The 13,750-nt window shown below is 69.0% G+C and carries 9 protein-coding genes; 7 read left to right on the forward strand and 2 right to left on the reverse strand.

Going from position 1 to position 13,750, the window contains the following annotated elements; translation table 11 throughout:
• The coding region (locus tag AC6H42_RS17095; RefSeq protein WP_497548555.1) for a putative bifunctional diguanylate cyclase/phosphodiesterase at positions 1-1,245 on the forward strand (1,245 nt) is incomplete at its 5' end.
• Positions 1,246-1,254: 9 nt separating this feature from the next.
• Positions 1,255-2,349, forward strand: a complete 1,095-nt coding sequence (locus tag AC6H42_RS17100) for a class I SAM-dependent methyltransferase (protein WP_057158194.1) — start codon at positions 1,255-1,257, stop codon at positions 2,347-2,349.
• Positions 2,350-2,359: 10 nt separating this feature from the next.
• Here AC6H42_RS17100 and AC6H42_RS17105 read toward each other — a convergent pair whose 3' ends face one another.
• Positions 2,360-3,988, reverse strand: a complete 1,629-nt coding sequence (locus AC6H42_RS17105; RefSeq protein ID WP_057158193.1) for a M28 family peptidase — start codon at positions 3,986-3,988, stop codon at positions 2,360-2,362.
• A 146-nt stretch (positions 3,989-4,134) separates the two neighbouring features.
• Between AC6H42_RS17105 and AC6H42_RS17110 the strand changes: the two genes are divergently transcribed.
• The gene (locus tag AC6H42_RS17110; RefSeq protein ID WP_497548556.1) at positions 4,135-6,027 is read left to right on the forward strand and encodes an STY4199 family HEPN domain-containing protein; all 1,893 of its coding nucleotides are present in this window, start codon (positions 4,135-4,137) and stop codon (positions 6,025-6,027) included.
• Complete coding sequence (locus AC6H42_RS17115; RefSeq protein WP_497548557.1) at positions 6,024-8,213, forward strand: hypothetical protein; 2,190 nt, start codon at positions 6,024-6,026, stop codon at positions 8,211-8,213. The genes AC6H42_RS17110 and AC6H42_RS17115 overlap by 4 nt, the downstream gene beginning before the upstream one ends.
• A 22-nt stretch (positions 8,214-8,235) precedes the next feature.
• Here AC6H42_RS17115 and AC6H42_RS17120 read toward each other — a convergent pair whose 3' ends face one another.
• Positions 8,236-8,622, reverse strand: a complete 387-nt coding sequence (locus AC6H42_RS17120) for a nuclear transport factor 2 family protein (protein WP_057158364.1) — start codon at positions 8,620-8,622, stop codon at positions 8,236-8,238.
• A 122-nt stretch (positions 8,623-8,744) separates the two neighbouring features.
• On the opposite strand from AC6H42_RS17120, the gene AC6H42_RS17125 reads away from it, so the two are divergent.
• From AC6H42_RS17125 to AC6H42_RS17135, 3 genes are all read left to right on the forward strand, one after another.
• Positions 8,745-9,566 carry a substrate-binding periplasmic protein gene (locus tag AC6H42_RS17125; protein ID WP_497548558.1) on the forward strand — a complete coding sequence of 274 codons (822 nt, stop codon included), beginning with the start codon at positions 8,745-8,747 and terminating at the stop codon, positions 9,564-9,566.
• Between the two features lie 114 nt (positions 9,567-9,680).
• Complete coding sequence (locus AC6H42_RS17130; protein WP_497548559.1) at positions 9,681-11,996, forward strand: DEAD/DEAH box helicase; 2,316 nt, start codon at positions 9,681-9,683, stop codon at positions 11,994-11,996.
• A gap of 350 nt (positions 11,997-12,346) precedes the next feature.
• Positions 12,347-13,750: TnsB C-terminal domain-containing protein (locus AC6H42_RS17135; protein WP_497548560.1), on the forward strand; the 1,404-nt coding region annotated here is incomplete at its 3' end.

Consider the following 13,750-nt stretch of genomic DNA (forward strand, 5'->3'; position numbering starts at 1 on the left):
GACCTGGACCGCTTCAAGTTCACCAACAGCCGCCTGGGCCACAAGGGCGGCGACCGGCTGCTGCAAGCGGTGGCCGAGCGGCTGCAGCTGGCGCTGCGCCCGGTGGACACGGTGGCGCGCATCGGCGGCGACGAGTTCGCGCTGATGCTGCTGCCCGAGCAGGGCGCGCTGTCGCCGCGCGCCGACCAGGTGCAGCGCGTGCTGGACTGCCTGGCCGCGCCGCTGCTGATCGACGGCCAGGAACTGTTTTTCACTTGCAGCGCCGGCATTGCCGTCTACCCGGCCGACAGCGCCGACCCCGGCGTGCTGATGGAGCGCGCCGACATCGCCATGTACCGCGCCAAGGAAATGGGCGGCAACAACTACCAGTTCTACACGCCGGCCATGAATGAGCAGCTGGGCGAGCGCATGCTGATCGAGGGCGCGCTGCGCACCGCGCTGGAGCGGCGCGAACTGGTGTTGCATTACCAGCCGCAGGTGGATACGGCCAGCGGCCGCATCGTCGGCATGGAGGCGCTGGTGCGCTGGCAGCATCCGGAGCTGGGCATGGTGGCGCCGAACCGCTTCATTCCGCTGGCTGAGGAAACCGGCTTGATCCTGCCGGTGGGCGCCTGGGTGCTGCGCACCGCGTGCGCGCAGCTGATGGCCTGGCGCGCCGGCGGCGCCGTGGACGGCGCGCGCGACGCGCTGCGCATCGCCGTCAACGTGTCGGCGCGGCAGATGGCCGAGCCGGACTTTGTGCAGTCGGTGGCCGACGTGCTGGCCGAAACCGGGCTGCCGCCGGCCTGCCTGGAGCTGGAACTGACCGAGAGCCAGGTGATGAACGATGTGGAGCATGCCATCGCCGTCATGCACGAGGTAAAGAAGCTGGGCGTGCTGCTGGCCATCGACGATTTCGGCACCGGCTATTCCAGCCTGGCGCACCTGAAGCGTTTCGAGATCGACGTGCTGAAGATAGACCAGACTTTCGTGCGCGACCTGACCGTGGACCCGGACGACGCGGCCATCGTCACCACCATTATCGCGCTGGCGGCCAACCTGAAGCTGGATGTGATTTCGGAGGGCGTGGAGACGCTGGAGCAGATGGCCTTCCTGCGCCAGCATGGCTGCCGCCAGATGCAGGGCTACTACTTCAGCCGTCCGGTGCCGGCCGCCGCCTTCGAGGCGGTACTGGCCGAGAACGAGGCCCACGCGGCGGCGCAAGGGCGCAGCGTGGCGGACCGGGCGGCCGGCCAGGCCATTTGAGGACGGCGCATGGCTGAACTCCCGTCCCCCGCCTGGCGCCGCGCCGACCGCGCGGCCGAAGCCGCGCCCGCCGCCTGCGACACGCCGGAAGGCGTGCTGGCGGCCTTGCTGGACAGCGTGGAAGGCGGCGAGCTGCATGTGCGGCCGCTGCGCGCGCTGCTCGACAGCGGCCGCTTCGCGCGCTTCGCCGAGATCGGCCTGGCGCTGCGCCGCGCCTTCCGCGACCCGGCGCGGCGCGACTATTTCCTGTCCCGCCTGAGGCCGCATCTGCGCTACGTGATAGGGCTGCTGCCGGCCAGCATCCAGCGCCACGGCATGCTGCCGCCGGAGCCGGCCGTCTTGCCGCCGGACGCCTTGCAGCTGGAGCAGGTCAGCGATGCGGAGCTGCGCCAGTGGCTGGTGGACGACGGCAGCCTGATTTACGGCGAGTTCCAGCGCTACGAGCTGGAGAATTACTTCGACGCGATAGCGCCCTATGTTGCGCCGGGCGGGGAGATGATGGACCTGGGCAGCGGCCTCGGCAAAGTGGTGATGTCGGCCGCGCTGGCCCTGCCGTTCGCGCGCTGCACCGGCGTCGAGCTGCTGCCCTACCGCCACGCCATGGCCATGGAGCGCCGCGCGCAGTTGCTGGCGCGCGCCGCCGGGCTGCTGGCCGGGCTGGCGCAGCCGGCGCCGCCGTCCCCGGATGTCCCGCTGGCACTGCCCTCGGGCGGCGCCGCCACGCTGCGTCACCTGCTGGAACTTGAAGCCCGCATCGCACTGCGCGAGCAAAACATGTTCGAGGCCGACGTCAGCCGCGCCAGCCTGGTGTTCATCTACAGCACCTGCTTCGCGCCGCTGATGGACGCGCTGGCGGACAAGCTGGCGCGCGAGCTGCCGCAAGGCTGCCTGGTGAGCTGCACCACCTTCCCGCTGTCGCATCCGGCGTTCCGGCTGCTGCACCACTTCCCGTCGAATTCAGTGGCCTGGACCAGCGTGTTCGTGTACCAGCGCATCGGCGCGGCGGACGGCCCGCCGCCGTCGCCCGCCTACCTGTACGCGCCCGACCCGGACGAGTGGGAAGCCAGCGCCCGTGCCGAGTGCGCCGCCTACGACGCGGCTTAGGCGGCTCCCCTTAGCGCTTCACCTTGGCGAACGCGTCGCCCTTCCTGAAGCTGGCCATGGCCGGCGCGTTGGCCACCGCGTAGCCCAGGTTCAGCGTGAACTGCGCCTGCTGCACCATGCCCGACAAGTCCCAGTCCGCGCGGTACTCGTCCGTCACCTGGTGGTAATCCTTCTTGAACGACACCAGCCGCTCGCTGGAGGCCTGCTGGTTCTTCTCGAACTCGAAATGGCCGTCGCCGGAAAACACCGCCGAGCCCACGTTGAAGGCCGGGATGCCGGCCTTGGCGAAGTTGAAGTGGTCGGCGCGGAAGTAGGCGCCCGACAGGTCCGGAATCAGCGGCGCCAGCTTCAACCCCATCTTCCTGGCCACCTGGCCGGCCGTCTCGTACAGGCTGCTGCGCTCGGCGCCGGCCACGCCGATGTCCTTGGTGCGGCCGGCGAAGTTCATGCTGTCCAGGTTGAGGTCGGCGCTGGTCTTGTTCAGCGGCCAGGCCGGATTGGCCACATAGGCCGCGCTGCCCAGCAAGCCCTGTTCCTCGGCGGCCGGCCACAGGAAGACCTGGGTGCGCTTGGCCGGGTGCTTGACCGCTTCGGCCGCCATGGCCAGCAGTGCCGCCACGCCGGAGGCGTTGTCGATGGCGCCGTTGTAGGTATGGTCGGTCTTGTCGTCGCGTTTGACGCCCTCGTCGATGCCGAGGTGGTCCCAGTGCGCCGAATACACCACCGCCTGCTCTTTCAGCTTGGGATCGGTGCCCGGCACGATGCCGGCCACGTTGAACTGCTCCACCTGGCGGATGACGCTGCGCAGTTCCACCTTGGCGGTCGCTTTCAGGTCCACCGGCTGGAAGTCGCGCCGTTCGGCGCGGCGGCGCAGTTCGTCCAGGTCGAAGCCGGAGGCGCCCACCAGGTCGCGCGCGGTGTCCTCGTGCAGCCAGCCCTCGATGTTGTTGCCGCCTGGGTTCAGGTGGAAACGCTCATGGCTGAAGCCATTGGCCGGCACCGTCCACGGATAGGAGGCCGATGGCGTGGTGTGGATCAGCAGTGCGCCGGCCGCGCCGCGCCGCACCGCTTCCTCGAACTTGTACAGCCAGCGGCCGTAGTAGGTGTAGGCCTTGCCGGCGAAGCGGTTCGGTTCCTCGGCGGTGGGCTGCGGGTCGTTGACCATCATGACCAGGATCTTGCCCTTCACGTCCACGCCCTTGTAGTCGTCCCAGTTCTCTTCCTCGGCCTTGACGCCGTAGCCGACGAACAGCAGCGGCGCTTCGAAGCTCACGCTGGCCTTGCCGCTGCCGGTGCCGTACACGATGCCCTGGCCGGGAAGCGGCGTCAGGCGCGTGCCGCTGCCGGCGTGGAAGGCCACCGAGCTGCCGGGCAGCAGCTTGGTGCCCTGGAAGCGCACCGGCTGGCGGTAGCTGCCGTCGGCCAGCGGCTTGAGGCCCATCAGCGCGGCCTGGGTTTCCAGGTAGCGCACCGCCAGGTCGCCGCCGCGCTGGCCGGTGCCGCGACCTTCAAGCAGGTCGTCGGCCAGGAAGGACAGGTGGGCGCGCAGCGGCGCTTCGCGCACGGTGGCCTGCTGGGCGTGGACGGTGTGGGCGGCCAGGCTCAGGCCGGCGGCGATGGCGAGGGAGGTAAGACGCATTGCGGCTCCAGGTTGGTTGCTCGGGTGGCGGCTATCTTACTCCGGCCGGGCGGCATCGTGGGACACGCGGCGGTGGAAATTGGTGAGAATTCGGCTTTGCCTGCCCCGATATAATCGCCTGCTCCACGGAAATTCACAGGAGTACCATGCCCGACCACGCTGAACCCGAGGCCCAATTGCAGGCTTACCTCGACATCGGCCGCGCCGGGCTGGCCGCCATCGTGCGCCACCTGGGCGGCAATCCCGGCGCCGCCTCCACGCTGGCGCAGCTGTTCCAGCGCCTGGAGGGGCTGCGCAACCAGGCCGGCGGCTGGGAAGCGCTGGGCCAGCGCCTGGGCCTGGACCAGCAACAAACGGATGACTTTACCAAGGCGGCGCGGCGGGTGATGCGTATTGAGGGGAGTGCGGAAGGCAATACGGCCCCCGCCGCCAGCGACGAGATCGCTGCGCTGCGCTGGCTGAACTGGCTGGAGCGCGTGCAGGAGAACCAGCCGGCGGCCGGCATCGCCGTGCCGCTGCCGCCGCCGGGCGAGCCGGAGCTGCGCAGCGGCCAGCAGCAGGTGCGGGCGCTGGAACTGATACTGCGCGGCGTCATCGGCGAGAAGCATGGCGACCAGCAGCGGCTGCTGGCGCGGCTGCGCGACCTGTCCGGCGATGCCGCCGTGGAGCGCTGGCTGGCCGCAGCGGATCCGGGCGATGTGCTGAGCGGTACCATGTTCAGCGACCTGGGCAAGATCTTCGCCCACAAGCGCGAGTATCCGCAGCAGTACGAGGCGCTGTTCGCGCACAAGCCCTTCCTCACGCTGTTCAAGGACAAGCGTGAAACGCTGGCCTTGTTCCTGGAGGATGTGCGCGAGATACGCAACCGGCTGGCCCACCACAAGCGCGTCACGCCGGTGCAGATCGCCCTGCTGGGGCACTACTACCACGAGGTGGTGAGGCCGCTGCAGGACGCGCACGACGACGGTGAACTGCGCACCAACCCGGACAGTTATTTCGACGCCACCAAGGAAGAACTGGAGCGCCACTTCAGGCGCGTGGCGGACAGCTTCGACCGCCTGGGCGAAGACGTGCAGGCGATCCGCGACGACGTGGCCGCGCTGGGCGGCACGCTGGAGGGCGTGCGCCAGACCACCGAGCGCACAGCCAGGGGCGTGGACGTGGCGGTGGAGAACACCAGCTGGCTGCGCCGCCACCAGCGCTGGCTGGGCATCGGCGTGCTGGCGCTGGGCGCCGCCTCGCTGTTTACGCTGCGCAGCACCGAGAGCATGCGCGGCTCGGTCAGCAGCATCGACAAAAAGATGGACACCGTGAAGAAGGAGGTGAGCGCAGACCCGCGCAAGGAGCTCGCCAACAATGGCGTGGCGTGGAAGGAAAGTGAATTCATCGGCGCCATCAGCCGAGGCGACACCCGCAACGTGGCGCTGTTCCTGGACGGCGGCATGCGCTGGCAGCTGGGCTATACCCGCAAGATACTGGAGGACGGCGACAGCAAGACCGCCGCGCAGCTGTTCGAACGCCCCGACCTGCTGGCGCGCGAGGACAACGACTGCATGCACGCCATGGGCCGCATGCGGCGTTCGGAGCCGGGCAGTTCGCCTGTGCGGGCGCACCAGCTGAGCGCCGACGAGAAGCGCATGCTGAAGCAGTTCTGCAGCCGGCCGGCCGATATCGCCTACGCGCAGAACGAGTACGACACCCAGTTGACGTACCACCGCGAGGCGCGCGCCGAGTACGACCGCCAGAAGGCGGCCGTGAAGCCGGCGGCGCAATGCGAGGCCGCTGAAATGGCAAACGAGGGCGGCCTGCTGCTGGAAGCGGGCATGTTCAATCCCATGCGTGCCGACAACAGCAATCCGCGCACCCAACTGCTGCGGGATCTATACCCCGGTGTCGCCACCGGTCTGATGGACCGCTCCAAGCTGCGCAGCACGGTGCACAAGTACTGCACCGGCCTGGTGGAAAACGAACCCAATATTGACATTAACGACTGGCTCGTGCGATCGAACGAACAAATCCTGAAGGCGGTGAAACCATGAACGACCACGTAGCGGCAATGCAGGCGCGCCTCGGCGGGCAGGCCGGCTGGTGGCTGGCGCCCGGCATCACGGTTGAGCTGAATGCTGGCGCCCGGCAGGGCGGTCCCGGCACCTTGCTGGTGGGGCTGGGCCATCCCGATGCCGATACCGGGCCAGGCGGCCAGGCCGTATGCCTGAACTACAAGGGCGACGCCGGCGGCGCGCGCTCGGTGGCTGAGCTGGTGGCCCATGCCGGGCCCGCGCGTTGGGAGGACTGGCGTGAGCGCCTGCCTTCCACGGCGGCGATCCGCACCATCGTGCTGGAGGACCTGTCGCTGGACACCTGCTGCGCGCTGCTGCTGTTCGGCGCGGCGCTGGATGGGCAGCCGCTGCCCGACCCGGCCGCCTGGGTGGCCTATGTCAGCGCCTGGGAGGGCGGCGACTACCTGGACGGCGCCGACCTGTCGCGCTCGGCCGCCTGCCTGCTCAGCGTACTGGGGCACTCCTATCTGCCGCAGCACGCCGCAGAAGTGGTGCGCGACGGCTATGCGCGCGCCGGCCTGCAAGCCTGCCTGGCGCTGATGCAGCGCATGATGGCCAGCCAGCCGCGCCCGGAGTCCGGCATCGGCTACCTGGAAGGCGCGGACTACAGCCGCGCGGTGGCCCACCTGGCGCATGAGCGGCAGATGTACGAGCTGGCGCTGCAGCAGGCCAGCCGCTGCCAGCTGCTGGTGGACCTGGCCGGCTCGGGGCGCCAGGTGCTGCTCGATGCGCTGATCCTGTCGGAAGTGTTCCCGTCCGGCGTGCTCAAGGTGATGGCGCGCGCCGACTCGGCCAACAGCTGGACGCGCAAGGGCTACTCGGTGCTGGCGCTGCACCGTCCTGGAGAAGCGGGCAACGGCAACGACATGGTGCTGTCGGTCGATCCGCGCTGTGGCGCCACGCTGGAAAGCCTGTGGCGCGCGCTGGAGGCGCTGGAGGTGCAGCGCTGGAACGGCGCCCGTCCGTCCGACGCGCCGCGCTTCCTCGCTTCCTACCGCGACCCGGCCGAGCCGTCGCGCATGGCGCCAGGCGCGCCCAACCAGCCTTGGTATGACGACAATGGCCACCACACGCTGCTGGCCGCGCCCAAGCAGCTCGACAGCGGCGTGGCCGGCACGCGGCTGGACTGGCGGGCCGACGTGCTGCCCGCGCTGTGGCAGCAGTACTTCCTGCGCCCGGCGGCCGCGCTGGTGGAGGCGCTGCCGGATGGCCAGGCCCCCGCCGGGCTGGCGCCGGCGCAAGGACAGGGGCAAGGACAGGGGCAAGGACAAGGGCTGGCTCGGACCGTACGCGTGCTGCGCTGGAACGCCTCCGGCGCGGCGGCGCAGGGCCTGCATCCGGACCTGGCACTGCTGGAAACGCCCAGCTTCCAGGCCTGGCTGGCTTCGCACAGCCAGTCCGGCGGCCCGGCCGCCAGTCCGCTGGCGCTGCCGCCGCAGGACAGTTACGAGGTGCTGCGCTACGGCGCGGTGCAGGTGCTGGCGCACCGCCAGGGGGTGACGCTGTTCGAGGGGCCGGGGGCGCAGGGCGGGGCGCAGCGCCTGGCCCGCGTGGCCGCCGCCGTGGCCTCGGTCAGCCAGGCCTATAGCGGCTTTTTGCGCGACTACGCGGACAAGCTGGCGGAGTGGACTGCAGAGCTGGGCAGCCACCACGGCGCCGCCGCCGGGCGCGACGCGGCCAGCTGGAGCGGGCAGATGCACGAAGTGAAGGCGCGCGCGCTGGCGGTGATCGCCGGCGGCAGCATGCTGCGCGACGACTTCGACGAGAACCGCCTGGGCGAAGCGCTGCAGCGCTGGTGGGGCGTGTCGCAGCAGCGCGGCGAACTGCTGGACCTGATCGACCGCATCGACGGCCTGATGCAGCACGCCATCGCCGCCCGCACCGAGCTGCGGCAGCGCGTCTACGGTTCCATTTTCTCGGCGCTGGGCCTGGGGCTGGCGGCCAACCATATCTGGGAGCCCATCCGCGAGTGGCGCACCATGAACAGCTATGAATGGCAGCTCAAGCTGTTCAAGGAAACGCCTGCGCCGGACCTGCAGGAACTGGCTGCGATCGCGCACCAGGTGGCCAGCTACGAGCTGGCCACCGTCGGCGTGGTGGTCGGCTTTTCGCTGCTCGGCTTCGTGCTGTACTGGCGCTTCGGCATCCGGGGCGAGAGCCACTAGGAGGCCAGCGTGTTGGCCTGCATCAGGTGGGCTCGCCGTGGAAAGCCTTGTTGGCGATCTTCCAGCCTGCTTCCGTTTTCAGTAGCACGAAATAGTCGGTGAAGGTGGTGGCGCCATGCACCAGCGTGATGCGGGCGCAGGCCGCGCTGCCCTGCACGTCGATCCAGTCCACGATGCGCTCGCGCTCGGCCTCGTCGGCGGCTGGCGTGCCCTTGAACCGTTCGCAGTACACATCCAGCGGCCAGGACGTGAACACGCCTTCGCGCATCGACTCGATATGGGCGGTCGGCAGGAAGGCTGCGCGCATGTGGGCCGCGTTGTCGTTGGCGTGGCCGGCGAAATACTGGTTGATCGGGTCCAGCACCGCGGCTTGTTCTTCGCTGAACGGGGGACGGAAGATGTTGTTCATGTTCATGGGAGGCTCCTTTGTGGAGGCCCATCATGCCGGGCCGGCGCCGCGCCGAACCGCAGCGCGCGGCCATACCGGGTATGCGTCTGCACGCATGGACAAGCCGTGATAGCATTCGGCCGATGATCCGCAATGCCCTTTTTGCCGCCGTTGCGCTGGCCGCCGCCGCGCTGCTGTCCGGCCGCGCCGGCGCCTCCTGTTCGCGTCCCATCGTGGTGCCGGCTTCCTCGCTGGGCAAGATGATGACGGTGAACCAGGCCAGCGGCGACGTGGGCGGTGTCTATCCGGAGCTGCTGCGCGAGCGTGGCCGCCGCGCCGGTTGCGAGTTCGTCTTCCCGGTGGTGCCGCGCGCCCGCGCCGAAGCCATGCTGCGCCAGGGCGACGCGGACCTGCTGGTGGGGGCGGTGCAAGTGCCGGAACGCGACCAGTGGGGCCGCTACATCCCCATGATCGGCACCGAGTGGATGCTGATCTCCACCGACCCCGATCCGCCGCGCAGCACGGAAGCGCTGCTGGCGCGCCCGGGCATCCGCCTGAACGTGGTGCGCAGCTATAACTACGGTCCGGCCTACCTTGCGCTGCTGGCGCGGCTGGACAAGCAGGGCAAGCTGGAATATGTGAAGGATCCGCAGACCATCGCGCGCAAGATGGAGATCGGCCGCGCCGACTACGCCTACATGCCGTCCAACACCTTTGTCGGCACGCTGGAGGAACTGGGCCTGCGCGATTCGCTCGGCCAGCGGGTGCATTACACGCGCCTGGCCGGCATTCCGGCCTCCACCAGCGGCGTCTACATCTCGCGCAAGACCGCGCCGGACGACGCGGCGCAACTGGCGGCCATGCTGGAGCACCTGCGCCGGGACGGCGAGCTGCTGGCGCGCACCCGCAAACTGTTCACCCCGGCCGAAATGTCGAGCAGTTTCCCCCTGCCGCGCAGCCGCTAGCGGCGCATAACCGCGCCCGGGATTTCCGAACAATTGGGCATTAGGCCGCCGGAGGGAGTAAACTAGCGCTTTTGTTTCGCATTGGGCGATTCGAACATACTTGTGAGTGACGCCATGTCTGGAACACCGAATACCGAAGTTACGCTATTTTCCGACCTTAATCTCAGCCCCGCGCTGATCAAATCGCTGAAAGAGGTCGGCTACGAGTCGCCGTCGCCGATCCAGGCCGCGACCATCCCTTATCTGCTGGACGGCCGCGACGTGCTGGGCCAGGCCCAGACCGGCACCGGCAAGACCGCCGCCTTCGCGCTGCCCATCCTGTCGCAGATCGACACCAGGCTGACCGCGCCGCAGGCGCTGGTGCTGGCGCCGACCCGCGAACTGGCGATCCAGGTGGCCGAGGCCTTCCAGCGCTACGCCGCCTACATTCCCGGTTTCCACGTGCTGCCGATCTACGGCGGCCAGAGCTACGGCCCGCAATTGTCGGCGCTGCGCCGCGGCGTGCACGTGGTGGTGGGCACCCCCGGCCGCGTGATCGACCACCTGGACAAGGGCTCGCTGGACATCTCCAAGCTGAAGACCCTGGTGCTGGACGAGGCCGACGAGATGCTGCGCATGGGCTTCATCGACGACGTCGAGCGGATCCTGAAAGAGACCCCGGCCACGCGCCAGACCGCGCTGTTCTCGGCCACCATGCCGTCGGTGATCAAGCGTATCGCCACCACCTACCTGAACAAGCCGGCCGAAGTGACCATGGCCGCCAAGACCGGCACCGCCGAAAACATCCGCCAGCGCTACTGGCTGGTGAGCGGCATGCACAAGCTGGACGCGCTGACCCGCATCCTGGAAGCCGAGCCGTTCGACGGCATGATCATCTTCTCGCGCACCAAGATGGGCACCGAGGAGCTGGCCGAGCGCCTGAACGCGAGAGGTTTCTCGGCGGCCGCCATCAACGGCGACATGCAGCAGGCCGCGCGCGAACGCACCATCGCCCAGCTGAAAGACGGCAAAATCGACATTCTTGTCGCCACCGACGTGGCCGCGCGCGGCCTGGACGTGGAACGCATCAGCCACGTGGTGAACTACGACGTGCCGCACGATCCGGAAAGCTACACCCACCGTATCGGCCGCACCGGCCGCGCCGGCCGCAGCGGCGAAGCGATCCTGTTCATCACCCCGCGCGAGCGCCCGCTGCTGAAAGCCATCGAGCGCGCCACGCGCCAGCCGGTGTCGGTGATGGAACTGCCGTCGCTGCAGGCGGTCAACGACGTGCGCGTGGCCAAGTTCAAGGACGAGATCACCGCCGTGCTGGCCAAGGGCGGCCTGGAGCACTTCCAGGGCCTGATCGAGGATTACGAGCGTGAACACAACGTGCCGGCGATCGAAGTGGCGGCGGCGCTGGCCAGCATGGCGCGCGGCGGCAAGTCGTTGCTGCTGGACAAGAAGAAGGAAACCGGCTGGCACGACTCGCCGCAGGCGGCCGCTGCGGCCCAGGCCGCGCGCGGCGACCGCCCGGAGCGCGAGCGCTTCGACCGCGGCGACCGCGTTGAGCGCTCCGACCGCCCGGACCGCGGCGAGCGCGCCTTCCCGAAAAAGGAACGTGTGATCCGCGAGCCGGAAGCGGGCATGCAGACCTACCGCATTGAAGTGGGCTACCAGCACGGCGTCAAGCCGGGCAACATCGTCGGCGCCATCGCCAACGAAGGCGGCATCGACTCCAAGTTCATCGGCCGCATCGAGATCTACGACGACTACAGCGTGCTCGATATGCCGAGCGACCTGGCGCAGGACACCATCAGCCACCTGCAAGGCGTGAAAATCGCCGGCCAGGTGATTCGCCTGAGCCGCGACGGCGAGCAGGCGCCTGCCGCCGCCCCGGCCCGCGTGCCTGCCGCGCCGCGCTCCGCCCCGGCTGAACGTGCCGAGCGCGCAGCCCCGGTGGAACGCGCGCCGGCGCCGACAAAGGCCGCCAAGGCTGAACCGGAGCTGGCCCCGAAAGCCGACGACGGCGAGCCGGCCTTCGACGACGAGGCACCAAAGAAGAAAAAGAAGGACAAGCACAAGGTGACCCTGCCGATGAGCGCCTTCCGCATCGAAGTGGGCAGCAAGCATGCGGCCACGCCGTCCAACATCGTGGGCGCCATCGCCAACGAAGCGGGCATCGAAGCGAAGTACATCGGCCGCATCGAGATCTTCGACGACCACAGCGTGCTGGAACTGCCGGACGGCATGCCGGACGACGTGTTCCAGCACCTGGGCAAGGTGTGGGTGGGCGGCCAGCAGCTGCGCATCAGCCACGCCGACGCCATGCCGCCGGAATCGGCCAAGCACACGCCGCCGAAAGCGGCGCCGGGCAAGGCGCCGGCCAAGAAGGTGCCGGGCATGGACAAGCCGCTGCGCAAGCCGGGCAAGTTCAACAAGTTCAAGTAATCCGCAAGCGCCGCAAGCGCTGGCAACGCAGTAAACACGAGGGGGCCGCATGGCCCCTTTTTTTATTTCGTGCGCCTTTGCGCCAAGCCGGCAACTCAATATCGCTAAACGCGGCCCGCGCCTTGATGGACGCACGCTGGCGGTGCGCCGGCTGCTGCGGCGCACCAAAAGAATCCCGGGAAAGGGGCGGCGTTTGCTAGCGCTAACCCCGCCACGCCCCGCAAGCACTGTTTTTTGCCATCTGGCCTGGAATTTGCTTCTACAGCACTATTTTCCTGTCCAGCGAGGGTGACGTGATATCCCGAAATGACCTTCTTGAATATGCAGGACCGGATCGCAAAACGATCCGCGTGCTGTGGATAGACGCGGCGCAAACCGCCGCCTATGTGTACGACGTGCAGGCCCACAGCGCCGAGGCGGAGCTGGTGCGCATGGCAGTGCTGCAGGCCGACCTGGCGTCCGGCCGTGCGCGGCTGCTGCCGGACGATCCTTATATGGTGGTGGTCAACCAGGAGCTGCTGCCGGAGAAGCATCTGCAGCTGCGCGCCCGCGCCTGGGAGATCGTGCGCGAGCTCACCGCAATGGAGCCGGCGATCTATGAACCGCGCCGGCGCGGCCAGCTGGTGTCCGAGTACACGCTGCGCCATGGCGTCTCGCACCCCACCATCTACCGTTACCTGCGCCGCTACTGGCAGCGCGGCCAGACCCCGAACGCGCTGCTGCCCGACTACGCCAATTCGGGTGGACGCGGCAAGACGCGCGCGGCTTCCGAAGGCGTCAAGCGCGGCCGCCCGCGCAAGGAAGGCGCCGCGCCCGGCGTGAACGTGGACGAGCCGATGCGGGCGGTGTTCCGCGTCGCCGTGGCGCGCCACGCCGCCACGCATCCCATGCTGTCGCGCCGCGCCATCTTCGACCAGATGCTGCGCGACTTCTTCTGCCAGCGCAGCATCGCCTGCGCCAGCTTGCGCGTGCAGCGCGGCGAACCGCTGGCGGCGCTGCCGACCTTCGGCCAGTTCAGCTACTGGCTGGAACAGGACCACTTGCTGGAGTCGCAGCGCATGGCGCCCGCGCTGCCGGCCGACAGCGCCATTGCGCGCGCGGGACGTCCCGGCGCCGCCTTCCGGGTGGAGGCCATGCAGGCCGACGTGCAGCTGGTGTCGCGCGCCGACCGCAGCCAGGTTACCGGCAAGCCTTACCTGTATGTGGTGACGGACATCTTCAGCGGCGCCGTGGCCGGCATCTACGTCAGCATGGAGCAGCCCAGCTGGCGGCACGCGCAGATGGCGCTGGCCAACAGCGCGGCCGACAAGCGCCGCTACTGCCTGCGCCATGGCCTCGACATTCCTTCCGGCGCATGGCAGTCGCGCCACCTGCCCGAGCTGCTGTTCGCCGATGCGGCGTTGCTCGACAATGCCGACGACTGCGACGACGGCACACTGCTGAACAACTTCAACGTGCGCTGCCTGGTTGCGCCGGCGGCCGCGCCGTCGCCCTGGAGCGCGGAGCTGGGCAAGCGCTTTGCGCTGCTGCCGCACGATGCCGCCGCTGCCACCGACCCCACCGCCGCCGCTACCGCCGCCTCGGCCCAGCCGGCCGCCGGAGATGAAGCTGGCGCACTGCTGCCGTGCGGCCGCCTGGACGCGGTGCTGGACCTGGAACAGTTCACCCGCGTCGTCATCGGCAGCGTGCTGGCCTACAACCACGCGCGCCAGGCGGACGGCTACACGCCGCAGCAGCTGTGGGACTGGGGCGTG

This window comes from Massilia sp. NBRC 108631 (assembly GCF_059704565.1).

Bases quoted from the DNA above. Each gene is read 5' to 3' on its own strand.
- AC6H42_RS17120 (WP_057158364.1), bottom strand. From the start codon at position 8,622: ATGAACAACATCTTCCGTCCCCCGTTCAGCGAAGAACAAGCCGCGGTG.
- AC6H42_RS17110 (WP_497548556.1), top strand. From the start codon at position 4,135: ATGCCCGACCACGCTGAACCCGAGGCCCAATTGCAGGCTTACCTCGAC.
- AC6H42_RS17115 (WP_497548557.1), top strand. From the start codon at position 6,024: ATGAACGACCACGTAGCGGCAATGCAGGCGCGCCTCGGCGGGCAGGCC.
- AC6H42_RS17125 (WP_497548558.1), top strand. From the start codon at position 8,745: ATGATCCGCAATGCCCTTTTTGCCGCCGTTGCGCTGGCCGCCGCCGCG.
- AC6H42_RS17100 (WP_057158194.1), top strand. From the start codon at position 1,255: ATGGCTGAACTCCCGTCCCCCGCCTGGCGCCGCGCCGACCGCGCGGCC.
- AC6H42_RS17105 (WP_057158193.1), bottom strand. From the start codon at position 3,988: ATGCGTCTTACCTCCCTCGCCATCGCCGCCGGCCTGAGCCTGGCCGCC.
- AC6H42_RS17130 (WP_497548559.1), top strand. From the start codon at position 9,681: ATGTCTGGAACACCGAATACCGAAGTTACGCTATTTTCCGACCTTAAT.